Consider the following 18,016-nt stretch of genomic DNA (forward strand, 5'->3'; position numbering starts at 1 on the left):
TATAGCAATATTTTATTATTTTTTATAATATATAGATATATTACTATATATTAGTAAAAAAATAAAGAATAAAATTTAGGTTTAACAACGAATTTTGTGATAAGTGTGTCTAAAAAAATGTCAAATTATTTTCATAAGGTAATTAGTGGAATGTTTTTATGAAACATTGCTCTATAGCCATTTTGAGTAATTTAATTAGAAATAATTACAATGAAAAATTTTTTTGACAAGTCTTCATTTTCAAAATCACAATTTTGTGAGTTGAACTAATAATATTCATTTAAATTAGACTATGTATATAAATGTATTTGTATTTATTCTTTTTTTCTAACACCTCTATAACCATTTCAAATCCTTATTTTACATTCCATACTATGAAGATTTAGCAATATTATTTTAATAATTTCATAAATTTTTATTAGCTATTCACTTTCTAGTTACAATCATATAAATCTCTATGGAAATTTGGACTAGATATATGGATAGTAGAAGACCTATTTAAATAAAAATATCTATACTGAAATTGCATCTGGTGACACATATATAAGTCATAAAGTTAGATTTAAGGAACAATTACTTTTCTTAAAGAATTTTCAAAATAAAGTATGCTATCTAAATCTATACAAATAATCATGTTTTTCTTTTTAATTATAAATTTTGATCGATTCATAAATACCTCCTTAAGCCTTTATCTGTTTAGGTATTTTAGTAATTTAAAATAACTTTTTTATTGTGGTATGGTAATCAATAATATTAATTACTATTTTTGGTCTTTTGATTATATTTCACCATTTTTTATTTCGATTTTAACCCTTGTATAGAAAAAATTTATATATTTAAAAAAATATATATTAGGAGATATATTTATAAGAAAAATAAAAAAAATTAAAGTTTCACTAGTTGTTTATTAATTATTTTTAGTTCCACATTAGCATTTGCTAGTTCTAAGTTTTGGTAATTAAAGGATCGGGTTGCGGTGCAGAAACAGATAAAGGAATTTAAAAGTTCATTAAACTAGTTACAATAAATTTTAGTAATATTGACAATATCACAGATAAAGTACTTAACCTTATGTCTGTCCTTAAAAGATTTAAAATAGATAAATCTTCTATCTTTAAAAGAAAACTAGATTTAAAATATTTGATGTTTTAAAATCCATAAAAATCACATAAATATGTATAATAACAAAAAGTATTTTGATAGAGTAAATTGCATAATGATTTTGCTTAAAACTCACTATCATATAATTTAAAAATCTCTAGAGGCAAAGCATCATATCTATTATGTAATTTACTTAATTATAATTGGTATCTCATAAAAGGGGGCTTTGATATTTATGGTTAGATTTACCGAGATTATTAGTAAAGATAGAGAGGAAAGAAAAAGTAAGAACTTTGACGGGACTTTTCTGGATTATCTAGAGATATTAAAAGAAAATCCTGACTTTTCTATGCTTGCACATGAAAGAATGTTTAAAGTAATATTGGATCAAGGAGTAGAAGTTATTAATACGGCAGAAAATCCTAGACTAAGAAGGATATATGGTAATGACATTGTGAAGAAGTATAATTTTTTCAAAGATTTCTATGGAATAGACAAAACCTTAATGAAAATAGTCAATTATTTTAAAACGGCTGCCATGAAGGGTGAAGAATCTCGTCAAGTGCTTTATCTTGTTGGCCCAGTTGGAGCGGGAAAATCATCTATAATGGAGGTGCTGAAAAAGGGACTTGAAAAAAGTGATCCAATATATGCAATAAAGGGGTGTCCAATGAGGGAAGAGCCACTTCATTTAGTACCAAATCATCTTAGAGAAAAGTTTGAAAAATTATTAAATGTTAAAATTGAAGGAGATTTATGCCCCGTATGTCGATATAGATTAAAAAATGAATATAATAACGAATTTGAAAACTTTCCAATAGAAACTGTAGATTTTAGCATTAGATCAAGAAAGGGTATAGGTGTAGTTCCTCCTGTCGATCCAAACAATCAAGACACTTCTGTACTAGTTGGCTCTGTAGACATATCAAAGCTAGATTTATATCCTGAGGATGATCCGAGGGTACTATCTTTAAATGGTGCATTTAATGTAGGTAATAGAGGCATTGTTGAATTTATTGAAGTATTTAAAAATGAGATAGAATATCTTCATACTATGATTACTGCTACTCAAGAAAAAAGTATTCCATCTCCAGGAAAATCGTCAATGATTTATTTTGATGGCATTATACTAGCCCATTCTAATGAGGGTGAGTGGAATAAATTCAAATCAGACCACACTAACGAAGCTATCTTGGATAGAATTGTCAAGATAGAGGTTCCATACTGTCTTGAACTAGATGAAGAAATAAAAATATATAATAAGATATTAGGAAGAAGTAAATTTAATGCTCATATTGCACCCCATACTATAGAAGTAGCATCTATGTTTGCCATTTTAACAAGACTTGCCCCTTCATCGAAGGTCAATCCTCTTACTAAGTTAAAAATTTATAATGGTGAGGAGATTGTTGAAAAGGGTACTACTAAAAAAATAGATATATTTGAACTAAAGGAAGAAGCACCTAGAGAAGGAATGACAGGTATATCCACAAGATTTATAATGAAGGTTTTAGACCATTCAATAGCTGAATCAGAACACAATTGTATTAATCCTATATCGGTTCTAGAGACATTTGTTAAAGCGGTGAAGGAGTTATCCATCGGGGAGGATACAAAAAAGAAGTATTTAAATTTTCTTCAAAATACCATTAAAAAAGAATATCACAAAATATTGGAAAGTGAAGTTACAAAGGCCTTTATACATGGATATAAAGAGCAGGCTGAAGATTTATTCAATAATTATTTAGATCATGCAGAAGCCTTTGTAAATAAAAGTAAGATTAAAGATGAAAGTACTGGTGAAGAGCTGGAACCCGATGAGGAGTTTTTAAAATCAATAGAAGAAAAAATTAATATAACAGGCAGTTCTGCCAAAGGATTCAGACAAGATGTTACTTCCTATATGTTTTATGTTATGAGAAATGGCGGTAAAATCGATTATACATGTTATCAACCTCTAAAAGAAGCTATAGAAAAGAAGCTTACAGCATCAGTAAGGGAATTAAGTAGAGTTATTACTCGTACAAAGGTAAGGGATAAGGAGCAAAAAGAAAAATATAATGCCATGGTAGAAGAAATGAAGAAAAATGGATATTGTGAACACTGCTGCAATGTGATACTAAAATATGCTGCAAATAACCTATGGAAGGATTAGTTGAAAATTCTATGAAGTCAAAGGCTTAATGGTCGAGGTTAAGATTAAGATTATTGGTCATAGCTTTGGAGTAAAATGAAGGTTTAAGAGAATACTTGGAATTCTTAACCTTAACCTATACTTAAAAGACCCACCCTAAATGGAACCTCAACCTAATTAAGCGTCTTTAGACGCATTTGCTCTTATAGGAGGTGAAGATTTGGCAGTATTTAGGGAATTTGACAGCAGAGGAAGAGATCGCTCTGCAGAAGATAGATTTAGACATCGAAAACTAGTTGACGATTCTATCAAAAAAAATATAGGAAATATTATTGCTGAGGAGAGTATTATAGGAAAGAGTAAGGATAAAAAGATAAAAATACCCATAAAGGGAATAAAGGAATATAGATTTATATATGGAAAAAATAAACCTGGTGTAGGCTCAGGTAAGGGTGATGAAAAAAGAGGAGACATAATAGGAAGTGATGAAATAGAAAAGGGTCAGGATATAGATCAAGCCGGAAATAATGAAGGTGAAGATATATATGAGACAGAGATCACTATTGAAGAATTAATTAATTATCTATTTGATGATATGGATTTACCATACATGGAAAGAAAAAAATTTCATGAGATAGAATCTGAGAAAAAGTTTAAGCGGTTAGGATATCAGAGAAAGGGTATAAAGCCTCGTTTAGCTAAAAAAAGATCAGTAATAGAAAAAATAAAAAGAGAAAAAGCCAGTAAAAGGGGAAAACAGAAAGCTTCTAATGGAGATAAAGAAAATGAAGAAAGAGAAAGATTTCCTTTTAAAGAAGATGATTTAAGATATTATCATCTAAGAAAGGATGTAAAAAGGGAAAGTAATGCAGTTGTTATATGTATCATGGATACCTCAGGCTCCATGAATATTACAAAAAAATATATAGCTCGAAGCTTCTTTTTCCTTTTATATCAATTTGTAAGGCTGAAATACTTAAATGTTAAGGTGGTGTTTATATCCCATTCAACTATAGCTAAAGAAGTAAATGAGGATGAATTCTTTCATAAAGGACAATCTGGTGGAACTTATATAAGTAGTGGATATGAAAAAGCTTTAGAAATTATTGAGAAAAGATATAATCCTAGTGTTTGGAATGTCTATGCCTTTCATTGCAGCGATGGAGATAATTGGAGAGAAGATAACGAAAAAGCAGTTGAACAAGCTAAAAAGCTATGTGAAACTTGTAATCTTTTCGGATATGGACAAATAGTTGTAGGAGGATATATACCAACAAGCTCAATAAAATCTCAATTTATAGCAAATGTCAACGCTCCAAACTTTTCCGTTGTTACTATTTCAAGAAAGGAGGATATTATTCCTGCTCTTAAAAAATTACTAAAAAAGGAAGAGGGGCTTATGGAATAATGATTTAACTATGATGGAATATACTTCTAAGCAGCTGGAAAAATGGGATAAAAAAATTACAGATATTGCAAAGTCTGAAGGACTTGATTGGTATCCTCAGGAATATGAGATATGTAATTATGAAGATATGATTTGTTATGAAGCATATGTGGGAATGCCTTCTCATTACTCGCATTGGAGCTATGGAAAGGCCTATGAGCGTAAAAAGACCCTTTATAGATATAACCTAGAAGGTCTACCATATGAAATGGTAATCAACTCAAATCCTTGCATAGCATATTTAATGAGAGATAATACATTGCTTTTACAGATACTTACTATGGCCCATGTCTATGGGCATAACGATTTCTTTAAAAATAATAGATTATTTGCAGAAGGTACAAAGGCAGATTACACTATAGAAATGTTCAAAAATCATGCTGATAGAATCAGAAATTATATTGAAGATCCAACTATTGGATATGAGAAGGTAGAACGTATATTAGATGCAGCCCATGCAATAAGATATCATACTAGAAGATTTATTGGATTAAAGGAACTGTCACGAGAAGAGAAAAAGAAAAGAATGCTTGATAAATACTATGATGATTTAAAGTCCACAGGTCCTCTAGATGATAAAAAAGAAATTACTTTTCCTTGTATAAATAAAATACCTTTAGAACCAACAGATGATATTATGTCTTTCTTGATTGAATATAGCGATTTAAAGAATTGGGAAAAGGATATTATTCATATTGTAAATGAAGAAACAAAATATTTTATTCCACAAATTGAAACTAAAATTATGAATGAAGGCTGGGCAAGTCACTGGCACTATAAGATATTAAGTCAATTAGAATTGCCACAGGGCTTGTACATGGAGTTCCTAAATAGGCATAATCAGATTATACGACCATTTTATGGTAGAATCAATCCTTATTATCTTGGATTTAAAATCTTTGAAGATATTGAGAAAAAATATGGAAAGGAAAAAATATTTGAAGTTCGAAGGCTGGAGCGAGATCAGTCTTTTATTCGAAAATATTTTACAGAAGAACTGGCTGTTGAAATGAACATTTTTCAATATAATAAAAAAGGAAATAACTATATAATAGAAGAAATAGCAGATAAGAAAGGTTGGAAGAAGCTTAGAGATACACTGGCTAATACTGTTGGGATAGGCGGGATACCATATATTAAGGTTGAAGAAATATTGCCAAGAAATAAATCACTTGTACTGATTCATGAATATGATGGTAGAGAGCTGGAGCTAAATTATGCATATGAAACATTAAAATATCTTGTTGACCTATGGGGGAGAAAAGTGCTATTGAAGACTACTGTTAACAATTCTCAAAAGACGATTGTATGTAATGACGATAAAACTATTACTATGACAGGAGGGTAACAATATATTTTCTTAGTTGAGAAACTTGCATAATTAACACTAATAATTTTGAAATACAATATGTAGATAGCTTTCTTGATTCTCTCTACTACATTTTGTATTGAAAAATTCTTTAAATGTATTATGCAATTTCCTCAGTTATAAAATATATTTAGTAATATACCTATAAAATTTTTCTTGCAAAAAAAAATTTGTTTTTTCCCAAAATCCGTACTCGTTAAACATGAGTCGGATTTTTTTTCACAAAAGAAGGAACTTTATAGGGAAAGATCCTGATACTTTCAACTTAGAACATGGAACTTGCAGCTAAAATGCGTCATCACACGCCTTTGTTTCTTAGGTTAAATAGCTTTAATGAAGATTTATAAGAAATGTATAAAATAAAAAAACAGTATCTATATATATATTAGTAACATAAAATAAAATAGAAAAACCATGTATTGGAAATAGAATAATAGAAGCCAATATGTAATTAGAGAGGGGGTAGAGAGATATTGGAACAATTATATGTAAATACTAATATAGAAATTGCGCAGATTTTATCAAGTCAGCCATCAAAGAATTTTTCTGAAATGCCAGCAATGTTTTTGGGGAGATATACCAGCAGCTGTATTTGTAGAATATTATTTAAATTTCCCATAACTTCTCTTCCTAAAGATGCAATCATAATAAAGGCCAAATTTAATATAACAAGCTTTTCAAACACTATGGGAATGCCTCCTAAAAAAGTTACCCCCTACGCTTTAACAGAAAATTGGTTAGTAAATACAGTTAATTGGAAGAATCAGCCGTCTTTTAGCTCAGATATATGTGGAGAAAGCTTAAATATGGGTAAAGGAACGCATAATGAATTCGATATTACTTCAATAGTTCGAAAGTGGTATAATAATGAAATTCCTAATTATGGTATTATCATTAAAAATGATGAAAAAAAAGATGGAAGATATGTAAGACTAATGACAACAACAAATACAGATTCTGGACCTATAGTAGAGATAGTTTACAAATTAGAATCAAAATGTATATGTAGAGTAATCCCAACTAAATTTATTGAAGGAATAGAAGAATTTGATACGAATACATCCTATCATTTTTCAACTATTAGAGATACTTCTCTAACAAAAACCATAACTTATTTCATCCAAAATTTAGGAGAAAATTCAATTACTGCTGACCTGCAAATTAGTCCTGACGGAATTAATTTTATTGAAGATAATAAGATAGCAATGATAAGAAAGAATGAAACTATAAGGCTTATACCCTATGTTTTTGCAAAATTTATAAGGGTAAGAGTTAAAAATATAAATAAAGATGAGACATCTAGGGTCAGAATATGGTTTCAAGCTCAAGAATAATAAGTTGATGAAAATTAAAAAGATACACACAATTTAATAAGAGTAACATAATATATGACTGGGAAATACATCCCTGCTTTATCCACAAATAATTAATCTGAAAAGATTACACAAGTCTTAGAAGGTGACATAAAATATAAGTGGGTAAAGTATCTTTCTTTAGAAAGGGGGTTAGGTGAATTGCCCAATAATATAGTTTTTAATGGTGTTGCTGAACAGCTTCAAGTTCTTATAAATGGTGTAGACCAAGATGGTAAGACTAAAAAGCTTCAAACAGATTCTGATGGCAGACTTATGGTAAGTACAGTAACAGTGACAGCAGAAAACTTTGATATAAGACAGTTATCAGGGGTAACAGACAGCGTAGTTATCAAAGAAACGGTAACAGTGACAGCAGAGAACTTTGACATAAGACAGTTATCAGGAGTAACAGACAGCGTAGTTATCAAAGAGACAGTAACAGTGACAGCAGAAAACTTTGACATAAGACAGTTATCAGGGGTAACGGACAGTGTAGTTATCAAAGAAACGGTAACAGTGACAGCAGAGAATCTTGATATAAGACCATTATCAGGAGCAACAGATAGTATACAGCTATCCTCAAGACTTTTCACTGAAGAAAGTGCTTCATTTGACGATGTTACTGCTGCAACTGCTACATTTGTTCAGAATACTGGAGAACAAAGTGAATATTCCTTCTATGTATTCAATACTGGATCCAATACACTTACAGTTCAATTACAGATTAGTCCAATAAACACAGACAGTTATTTTATGGATGATCCAAGTGGTGCAGTAGCTTTAGCATCAGGAGATAAGACTGTCCTTGTAGCTGGTAGATATCTAAGATATACAAGATTATATTATGACACTGGAGGAGAAGAATGCTCATTTGATGTATATTATAATGCACAAGTTTAATAAGTAATAGATGATAATAAAATTTTTAGGTTAGGAAAAAACTTAGGATTCTCTAGTTAAGTTTTTCCCTAGCCTTTTTATAATACAATCCCATTTAAGACTTTAAAGCAATAGTATCAAAACATGTTCTATATGAATATCTATTTATTAAGAGCGTGTAATTTCAATAATTTAACTCGACAGGCTTGCAAACAAAATTTTTGTTTTTATATAGCCTGTGGGGTTTTAAACCTCCGTGGTATAAAGAATAATGAGTTGATTTAGAATTATGTTAGATGATGATGTAGAAAGGAGGAGTATTTTGAAGCGTAATAGAACTGTTAGTTTATGTATGATTGTAAAAAATGAGGAAAAGCACTTGGAAAGATGCTTAAGTAGTGTAAAAGAATTAGTTGATGAGATGATTATTGTAGATACTGGATCAAGGGATAATACTGTAGAGATTGCCAAAAAATTTAATGCAAAGATATTTTATTATGATTGGGATGATAACTTTAGTAATGCAAGAAATTTCTCAATACAGCATGCAACTAAAGATTGGATTTTATTAATGGATGGAGATGATGAGTTTAATAAGGAAGACTATGAAAAGTATACTAAAGTCATCAATGACTCAAAAAAAGATGGACATTATTTTAAAACATTAAGCTTTGTAGGGAATATACCTAGTAATGATGTAGTTTCCAATCTAAATCTTCGTCTTCTTAGGAACAATAAGAAGTATAAATTTATAGGAGCTATTCACGAACAAATTACTTGTGTAACTGATAAAATGGATTATAAAAATTTTTCCACGGAAGATATCCGTATTTTCCATTATGGATATTTAAATAATGTTGCTATTGAAAAAAATAAGCGTAATAGAAATATTTCTATTATAGAAGAAGAGCTAAAGGCAAATCCACATAATCCATTTCATTTATTCAATCTAGGTAATGAGTATTTTGCAATGGGTAATAAAGAAAAGGCATTAAAGCTTTTTAATTCAGTTTATGATAATTTGAATTGGAATGATGGATTTGCATCAAAGCTAGTCATTAGACGAATTATGTGCCTAGACGAATTGGGGAAATATGGAGAAGCATTACAGGCCATAGAAGAAGGTTTAAAAATATATCCTGAATTTACTGATTTGGAATTAATAAGGGGATGGATACATCTAAAAAATAAGAAATATACTTTGGCCATAGATAGCTTTAATAAATGTTTAGAATTGGGAGAAGCACCTAGCCAGCTGGAATTTCTTAATGGATGTGGAACCTTTAGACCTTATCAGGCATTGGGAGAGATATATTTTCAATTTGAGGATTATTACAAGTCCTTAGAATGTTTTGAGGAGGTTTTAAAACTTAACCCATATCTGCAAAATCCAATTTATAAAATCGGTGCTCTATTAAATAAACTTTATGATAATAAAAGATATGTGTCATATAAGCTATCCCAATACTTCAATTTAGAGCATGTATCCAATCTTTTATTAATTTCAGATGTATTAATTACTGAAGGACTATATGACTTAGCAAAGGGGTATTTAGAAAAAGCAAAGGAATTAGAAGAAAATAACCAACAGGTAAATTTTCAAATTAATAGAATATTGTTTTATCAAAAAAAATATACAGATGCTTTGAGTGGATTTAATACATTATCTAAAAAAAGCAATGAATATAAGGAAAGCTTAAAATATATTTTTATCTGTGGGCTAATTACAGATACAGATTATTCAGAGGAAGTTCTTAATTATATAAAAAATGGAAATGAAAGCTTTTTATATAGAGTATATTTGCAGCTTTATAATGTTTTCTTAGGTGAAAATAAAGCTATTTTGTTGGAAGAAGATGACCATGAGAAGGCATTGAAATTAATAATGAAGATAATAGTTGAAGTATTAAAAGCACAGGAATTTGAGTTATTTGAAAAGCTGCTACATGTATTAAATTATTTGGAGTCAAATAGAGTTCTACTAGAGCTTGCAGCAATGTATCACAATAATGGATTTAAAGAAATGGCAGTAAAAGAGATATTGAGATCTATTAAAGAATTAAATGCTATTGATGCTAAAGGAGTAGAGATACTATATAAGGAAATTAGATGATATGATAAAACAAAATTAAAATATTAATTCAATTATTATTTATGAATAGGGGTATTGGTAGTGGATAGTAATAATAAAGCACCAAAAAGGAAGCCAAAAGTATTGATAGGAAGTCCTATACGTCAGGCATCAAATATCTTAAAGCATTTTTTAGAGTCTTTAGATAGTATTTATAAAAACGATATTATAGCAGATTATTTTTTCATTGATGATAATGATGAAATACTATCTCAAAATTTACTTAAAGATTTTAATGAAAAGTCAAAGGAAAAGGTTATAATTCAAAAAGGAAATAAGAAAGGAAAATATGTTTGCAATGAAAACACTCATCATTGGAAGGAAAGCTTAATATGGAAGGTTGCAGACTATAAAAATATTATCATTGATTATTGTAAAAAAAATAATTACGATTATCTATTTTTAATAGATTCGGATATAGTTTTGCATCCAAAGACCCTTGAACATTTAATTTCTACCAAAAAGGATATTATCTCTGAAATTTTCTGGACAAAATGGCATCCAGAGTCCCAGCCACTTCCACAGATATGGTTGTATGACCAATATTCACTAATAAAGAAGGGTAGAGAAGAAAAATTGACGGAGGAAGAAGCAGCTAAGAGATTCAATAGCTTTATACAGCAATTAAAGGAGCCAGGGATATATGAAGTTGGAGGACTTGGAGCTTGTACATTAATAAGTAAAAATGCTCTAGACAATGGAGTTAATTATAGTGAAATCTATAATGTGTCTTTTTGGGGAGAAGATAGACATTTTTCCATAAGGGCTGCTTCTTTAGGTTTCAAGCTGTTTGTTGATACAACCTATCCAGCCTATCATATATATAGACAAAGTGATATTGAAGGTGTGGAAAAATATAAAAAAGAAATCCGTAAAGATAATAGTTTAGATATAAGTAGCTTTGAGAACTCTTCTGTAGAATCAAATATTATCAATACAGTAAAGGAATTTATAGAAAAATTTTATTCATGCGATTATAGAGTTGTTACTGGATTTGAAGCATTAAAATATTTATCTTCGTACTATACAGGAAAAATGACAAAAACAAATAATGAAATAATAAAATATCTGATAGATAATAAAGTAAAAGTTACAGCTAGTCTTTTAAATTTAAATATTGTAGAGTTTGATGAAAAAAAAGCACAGGTCAAAGCTAGATTTGTTATATCTGATAGGGAAAGACAGAGAATCTTTTCATGCAGCTTAAATTTAATGAAGAATAGAGAATCAAAGTGGTTGATAAACTTTATTTCATTAAAAAATGATAAAGATATAAATATACTTGGTTATTCCTTGGATAGTCTTTTAAAAGAAAAGGAAAGGATAGCTAAAAGTAAAGATAACAAATTGACTCTTATGATGCTGGTAAGGAATGAAGAAAATAAATTTTTAAATAAAGTTTTATCCCATGCAGCTCAGTATATAGATAATGCAGTAATTTTAGATGATGCAAGTGAAGACAATACTGTAAGGGTTTGTAAAAATATATTAAAGAATAAGCTTGTAAATATTGTTTCAAATAAAGTTTCCAGCTTTGAAAATGAAGTTTCTTTACGAAAACAATTATGGAAGATAACAGAAATGACGAATCCCGATTGGATTTTATGTTTAGATGCTGATGAAATTTTTGAAGATAAAATTATTGATTATATACATCCTTTGATAAATCAATCTGAATTTGACTATTATGGCTTTAGGCTATACGATATGTGGAATGAATCCCATTACAGAGAAGATACTTATTGGACAGCACATAAATACTATAGAATGTTCTTGATAAGATATCAGCCCAATTTTGATTATATATGGAATGAAACACCACAACACTGCGGAAGATTTCCGAAAAATATAAACAAACTTAATGGATGTCAGTGTAATTTAAGGTTAAAGCATTATGGATGGTCTAATGAAGCATTAAGAATAGAAAAATATAATAGGTATATGAAATTAGATCCTAAAGGAAAATACGGAAGTATGAATCAGTACAGAACAATATTAGATAAAAATCCAAGGCTTATAAAATGGGATATGAGATAAATAAGCCATGGGGATATTTGTCATATTAAAAAAATAGAAAAGTAAGTATGAGAGTTAGTTTTAGTATGATTTAATTATTAATATTGAAATACTTTAAGAGGATTCTTTTGCAAAAAAGAATTTTCTTTTTGAGCTTTATTATATGTATTCTGTATTCTTGATTGATATTTAAAATCATATGTATTATACTGGTATACATTTTTGAAGGACCTTAGTACTTCCAAATTTCTTTATTGAAAAATCAAATCTTGCAAAGACTATAGGAATTTAAGTAAAGACTTCAATTTATGGTAAAGGGTTAATTTTTGAAGAAAACATACTTATTATAAAAGGTAAACTTGACTATATTACTCCCATTTATATAAAATGTATCTTAGATAGTATTTTGTGAGGAGGATAAGTTATGGAATATAGAAAATTTGGCAAAGAAGATTTTAATACTTCCCTTTTAGGCTTTGGAACCATGAGATTGCCTGTTGTAAATGGTAAAAACTCCCAAATCGATGAAGAAAAAGCTATCAATCTTTTAAGATATGCAATAGATAATGGCGTAAATTATATTGATAGTGCATATATTTATCATGATGGCAATAGTGAAGTTGTTGTTGGTAAAGCTCTTAAGGGTGGTTATAGGGATAAAGTAAAGGTGGCTACTAAACTACCTGTATGGTTAGCAAAAACATATGATGATTTTGAAAAGCTACTAGATGAGCAGATGAGCAGACTTGATGTTGATTGCATAGATGTTTTTCTTTTACATTCTTTAAACAAGAAAACCTGGGATAAAATAAAGAAAATGGATGTACTAAAATTCTTAGATAAAGCAAAGGAATCAGGAAAAATAAAGTATGCAGGCTTTTCCATACATGATGAATTTGAAACCTTTAAAGAAATTATCGATTCCTATGATTGGAGTATGTGTTTAATACAATTGAATTATTTAGATACAGATATACAAGCTGGATTAAAGGGATTAAAGTATGCTGGAGAAAAGGGTGTAGCTGTAGCAATAATGGAACCATTAAAGGGTGGGTTACTTGCTAATCCTTCAGAGGATATTAAGGAATTGTGGAATACGGCTGAAAACAAAAGAAAACCTGTAGAATGGTCCTTTAAATGGCTTGCTAACTTTCCAGAGGTTAAGGTTATATTAAGTGGAATGAATGATATAAGCCACATTAAAGAGAATATTGAAATAGTTAGCAATTGCCAGCCTGATTCATTAACAGAAGATGAGCTTAAGCTTATTGAAAAGGTAAAAAATAAATATTATGAGAAAATAAAGGTCAATTGTACAAAATGCCAATATTGCATGCCATGTCCTGTTGGTGTTGATATACCTCAAAATTTCACCTATTATAACAATGCATCTATTTATGGTGATTTAAAAAATGTAGCTTATAATTATCAAAATACATTCAACAAAAAGTTAAGAGCTTCTAATTGTATAGGCTGTAGAAAATGTGAAGAAAAATGTCCACAGGGCATTAAAATTAGTGAAGCACTGAAAGAAGTTGACCAAGTCTTAAGTTCAGTAAAGGATTTTTCAGGAATGCAGTGGAGAGTTATTGATTAATTGTATTAAAATGGTGCAAGGAAATATCCTTGTACCTTTTTTTCTTACATGATATAATTTACAAAAAAGTTTTGTTTAATTTGCAAGGAGAGATAAATAATGAAAATATTGTATTACGACTGCTTTGCTGGTATAAGTGGAGATATGAATTTAGGAGCTATGATAGATTTAGGAATTGAGAAAGAATATCTTATAAATGAATTATTAAAGTTAAAAATAGAAGCAGAATATGATATCAAAATAGAAAAAAGAAGCAAGAATGGAATACATGGAACAAAGGTGGATGTAATATTAAATAATTCTTTTATGGATAACCATGGAAATGAGCATCAGCATGAAGCACATCATCACAGCCATGTTCACAGTCATCAAAACACGCATAACCATGCACATAGAAATCTAAAGGACATAGAAGAAATAATCAAAACAAGCGATTTAAGTGAAGCAGTTAAAGAGCTGAGTCTGGATATGTTTATGAAGGTTGCAAGGGCTGAAGCTAAAGTTCATGGTAAAGACTTATATGATGTTCATTTTCATGAGGTAGGTGCTGTTGACTCTATAATAGATATTGTTGGTGCTGCTATCTGCATAGATTATTTAAAACCAGATAAGATTATGGCATCTCCTATTGAGGTTGGTGGAGGGTTTGTCAGATGCGCCCATGGCTTTATGCCTGTTCCAGCACCAGCTACTACGGAGATTTTGAGAAATATACCAATTAGATCAGATATAGCCCCATATGAAATGACTACACCAACTGGTGCAGCAATAATAGCTTCAAATGTAGATGAATTCAAAGATAAATTGGATTTTACTATAGAGAAGATTGGATATGGACTAGGATCAAGGGATTTGGATATACCAAATGTTCTTAGAGTATATATAGCTAAAGAAAAAACCAATGAAGGATTTAAGTAAGAGCAATATATAGTGGAGACAAACATAGATGATATGAATTCAAAACTTATAAAATATATTAAGGACTTAAAAAAGGTCTTGATTGCCTTTTCTGGTGGTGTTGATAGCACATTTTTACTTATGGCTGCTAAGGAAGCATTAGGTAAAAATATGAAAGCTATTACTATAGCAGCTCCATAAATACCATATGGAAGGCTATAGAACAAGAAGATTTAATGGAACTATCGAATTAATTATAATGGAGGTAGGAGGAATTCATATGAATTCTGAGGATTTAAAAAGACTATTAGAGGAAGTTAAGTCAGGAAAGATAGAAATAGATAATGCCCTTAATAAGATTAAGGACCTTCCCTTTAGGGAGTTGGGATTTGCCACTATTGATAATCATAGGCAGTTAAGGGTTGGTTACCCTGAGGTCATATATTGTGAAGGCAAAACCACTGAACAGGTAAAAAGAATAATTGAATTTATGCTTACTAAGGAAAAAAACATAATCGCAACCCGTGCTAATGAAGAGATGTATAAAGCAGTAAAAGAAATATGCGAAATAGCCCATTATAATAAACTTGGAAGAATTATTACCATTAGAAAAGAAGAAGAAAAGTACACCAAGGGCTATATTGCCATAGTCTCTGCTGGCACATCGGATTTACCTGTTGTTGAAGAAGCCTATGAAACTGCTAAAATTTTAGGTAATAGAGTAGAAAAGATTATAGATGTGGGTGTGGCTGGAATACACAGGTTATTAGCAAAGCTTGATATAATAAGGCAAGCTAAAGTTATAATAGTTGTGGCTGGAATGGAGGGAGCCCTTGCTAGTGTTGTTGGCGGCTTAGTTGATAAGCCTGTAATAGCAGTACCAACAAGCGTTGGATATGGTGCTAATTTTGGAGGCTTATCCTCCCTGTTATCTATGCTCAATAGCTGTGCAAGTGGTGTAAGTGTAGTAAATATAGATAATGGATTTGGAGCAGCTTATAATGCAAGTATTATTAATAAATTATAAATAATGATATAGGGTAATTATTTGGATAAAGATAGTGTATATAAAATTATTATGTATGCTATTTTTTTTTCTAGAACTTAAGCTGTTTTCCAAGAAGAATTTTATTCACATATCATTTTATCCAGCATATTATGTAATACAGCTTTTAAAAACAATTTTAGCAAATGAGGTGATGATAGAATTATGTATAGATTTCCAAGACCACCCTTTGGAGGGCTACCATTCCTATTTCAACATGGATCATCCTTTAGGCCACCTTTAGGACCAGATTCAGATAGGCCATCTAGTCCTCCTGGTAGACCGCCTTCATTTACTCCACAGCAATCTCCAACGGTCATGGCTGTAGATCCAGGTTCTATAAGAAGATGTAGATTTAGATTTACTTACTTATGGTTAAAAAATCGTCGAGAGTTTTGGGCTTATTTAACATTTGTAGGACGGAGGTCAGTTGCAGGTTATAGATGGATAGGATTTAGATGGGTTTATTTTGGAACAGACTTGAAAAACATAGAATCTTTTATTTGTTATTAAAAGAGAAGTGCCCATGCACTTCTTTATTTGCTTGTTGCTAATAAACTCAAACTTTTTTGCAAAAAAATTGTATAGCTAAAAAAGAATAAAATAGAATACTAGAAGAAAAATCAAAACTATTACCAGTAAAATATTGGTGAAAATTATTTTCTTTTAAAACTTAATAGAAAGGTCTAGTACTTGAAACATGGAGCTTGCAACTTAAAACGCATCGAAGGCGCCTTTGTTTATATACTAATGGTAAAGGAAGGTATTAATAGGATTAGAACCTATCAAATTCGAATTTAAAATCGATATTAGTATTTGGATTTATGTACACAGTAAGTATGGCTTCAGGGTCCTTTCGATTAGTTCCAGCAGTAAAAAACACATCAAAGTCAATATTGCATTTAATCAGTAAAGCAATAGCTGCATTAAGCTCTGCAATTTTAATTTTATCTGCTTTTATTAAACAAAGAAAGGTTTGAGATTTTAAAATAGTAAAAAAATCCTTTGATTTATCTGACATTATAATACCCCGCTTTTATTTTATGAGATATGGATTAAATATGATAATAAGAAATATATAATATGTAAAGTTATCGCAGAGTTGATACTTATATTATAGTTTATGATACAATGTATTTTAATGATATGGATTTGGAAAATATTTGATTATAGATATTCCAGTAAAACAGTTAATTTATACATATCCAAAACGCCCAGAAACGTTGCGTATTTGTACATGTATAAATTAAGTTTTACTATGTAAATCCCTATATAAATTTCCTATAATAAAATTTAAATTATATATATTAAAATATCCAGAATTTTTTAGGAGTTTGATGTATATAGATTAAATGTTTTACTGGAATGTTTACATATGTTTATACCTGTCATTAAATTAATTTATTTTACTATTACCTATAACTTGGGTCATAATTGAACTTATAGTGGATATGATATAATAGAATTAATATTGTAAATAAGGAGGCTTTTATATGGAGGATAGAAGAAAGTATAAGAGATTACCTGTAAACATAAAATTAAAAATAGATTCTTTGTATAAAACAGGAGATGAAGCTATAAGAAATATTGATGATGAAGTTATCGTAATAAATCTTTCTAAAACAGGTATAGGATTTATTAGTAAAGTACAGCTGCCTATTGATTATTATTTTAATGCAAAAATAACTATTGATGAAGCAAAAACCTTTTATAGCGTACTTAGGATAGTAAGAAATCAGAAAATAAATGAAGGATTTATTGTAGGTTGTGAATTTGTTGGGCTGGCAGATGTCCTTAGTGAAAGTATTGATGAATATGAGCATGAAATATTTGATTAAAAGTTACTGCCTAGCAGTAGCTTTATATATTTATAGCTAAGAGATTAATTGTTTTTTGTACTATTTATGAAAGTTTGATTTTGTATTGAGGCTGAAATCAAACATTAACTTTAAAATTCTACATATACATTCAATAATTGATAATACTAAAAATATTATATATAAGATTATGGCTTCATTAATGCTGGTGATACAAATTAAATATAT

Annotated in this window: 14 protein-coding genes; 13 read left to right on the plus strand and 1 reads right to left on the minus strand. The window is 29.6% G+C overall.

Annotated elements, in window-relative coordinates:
• Nucleotides 1-1,336: 1,336 nt before the first annotated feature.
• The 12 genes from BUB36_RS04785 (at nucleotide 1,337) to BUB36_RS04835 (ending at nucleotide 16,484) form a co-directional block, all read left to right on the plus strand.
• Nucleotides 1,337-3,256 (plus strand): PrkA family serine protein kinase, encoded by a 1,920-nt coding sequence (locus tag BUB36_RS04785; RefSeq protein WP_073147563.1) that lies wholly within the window; start codon nucleotides 1,337-1,339, stop codon nucleotides 3,254-3,256.
• Nucleotides 3,257-3,455: 199 nt separating this feature from the next.
• Nucleotides 3,456-4,643: a sporulation protein YhbH gene (yhbH, locus tag BUB36_RS04790; RefSeq protein WP_073147565.1), complete on the plus strand. Its 1,188-nt coding sequence runs from the start codon at nucleotides 3,456-3,458 to the stop codon at nucleotides 4,641-4,643.
• A 10-nt stretch (nucleotides 4,644-4,653) separates the two neighbouring features.
• The gene (locus tag BUB36_RS04795) at nucleotides 4,654-6,030 is read left to right on the plus strand and encodes a SpoVR family protein (protein ID WP_242655717.1); all 1,377 of its coding nucleotides are present in this window, start codon (nucleotides 4,654-4,656) and stop codon (nucleotides 6,028-6,030) included.
• Nucleotides 6,031-6,524: 494 nt separating this feature from the next.
• On the plus strand, nucleotides 6,525-7,385 hold the full coding sequence (locus BUB36_RS04800) for a DNRLRE domain-containing protein (RefSeq protein WP_073147569.1): 861 nt from the start codon (nucleotides 6,525-6,527) through the stop codon (nucleotides 7,383-7,385).
• A 180-nt stretch (nucleotides 7,386-7,565) separates the two neighbouring features.
• Entirely contained in the window at nucleotides 7,566-8,306 is a 741-nt protein-coding gene (locus BUB36_RS04805; RefSeq protein WP_073147571.1) for a DUF6385 domain-containing protein, read from the plus strand.
• Between the two features lie 301 nt (nucleotides 8,307-8,607).
• Entirely contained in the window at nucleotides 8,608-10,398 is a 1,791-nt protein-coding gene (locus BUB36_RS04810; RefSeq protein ID WP_165613030.1) for a TPR domain-containing glycosyltransferase, read from the plus strand.
• A gap of 60 nt (nucleotides 10,399-10,458) precedes the next feature.
• Complete coding sequence (locus BUB36_RS19215; protein ID WP_073147575.1) at nucleotides 10,459-12,453, plus strand: glycosyltransferase; 1,995 nt, start codon at nucleotides 10,459-10,461, stop codon at nucleotides 12,451-12,453.
• Between the two features lie 403 nt (nucleotides 12,454-12,856).
• Complete coding sequence (locus BUB36_RS04820; protein WP_073147577.1) at nucleotides 12,857-14,029, plus strand: aldo/keto reductase; 1,173 nt, start codon at nucleotides 12,857-12,859, stop codon at nucleotides 14,027-14,029.
• Nucleotides 14,030-14,128: 99 nt separating this feature from the next.
• Nucleotides 14,129-14,947, plus strand: coding sequence for a nickel pincer cofactor biosynthesis protein LarC (gene larC, locus BUB36_RS04825; protein WP_073147579.1), 819 nt, complete (start codon nucleotides 14,129-14,131; stop codon nucleotides 14,945-14,947).
• Nucleotides 14,948-14,959: 12 nt separating this feature from the next.
• Complete coding sequence (locus tag BUB36_RS20125) at nucleotides 14,960-15,127, plus strand: hypothetical protein (RefSeq protein ID WP_330390415.1); 168 nt, start codon at nucleotides 14,960-14,962, stop codon at nucleotides 15,125-15,127.
• 7 nt (nucleotides 15,128-15,134) lie between these two features.
• Nucleotides 15,135-15,953, plus strand: a complete 819-nt coding sequence (gene larB, locus BUB36_RS04830; protein ID WP_330390416.1) for a nickel pincer cofactor biosynthesis protein LarB — start codon at nucleotides 15,135-15,137, stop codon at nucleotides 15,951-15,953.
• Nucleotides 15,954-16,136: 183 nt separating this feature from the next.
• Entirely contained in the window at nucleotides 16,137-16,484 is a 348-nt protein-coding gene (locus BUB36_RS04835; protein WP_207550758.1) for a hypothetical protein, read from the plus strand.
• A gap of 262 nt (nucleotides 16,485-16,746) precedes the next feature.
• Here BUB36_RS04835 and BUB36_RS04840 read toward each other — a convergent pair whose 3' ends face one another.
• Entirely contained in the window at nucleotides 16,747-16,992 is a 246-nt protein-coding gene (locus BUB36_RS04840; RefSeq protein WP_073147583.1) for a hypothetical protein, read from the minus strand.
• 472 nt (nucleotides 16,993-17,464) lie between these two features.
• Here BUB36_RS04840 and BUB36_RS04845 point away from each other — a divergent pair, with 472 nt between their 5' ends.
• On the plus strand, nucleotides 17,465-17,809 hold the full coding sequence (locus BUB36_RS04845; RefSeq protein ID WP_073147585.1) for a PilZ domain-containing protein: 345 nt from the start codon (nucleotides 17,465-17,467) through the stop codon (nucleotides 17,807-17,809).
• Nucleotides 17,810-18,016: the final 207 nt, after the last annotated feature.

It is taken from the genome of Paramaledivibacter caminithermalis DSM 15212 (assembly GCF_900142245.1).
Taxonomy (GTDB): Bacteria; Bacillota; Clostridia; order Peptostreptococcales; family Caminicellaceae; genus Paramaledivibacter; species Paramaledivibacter caminithermalis.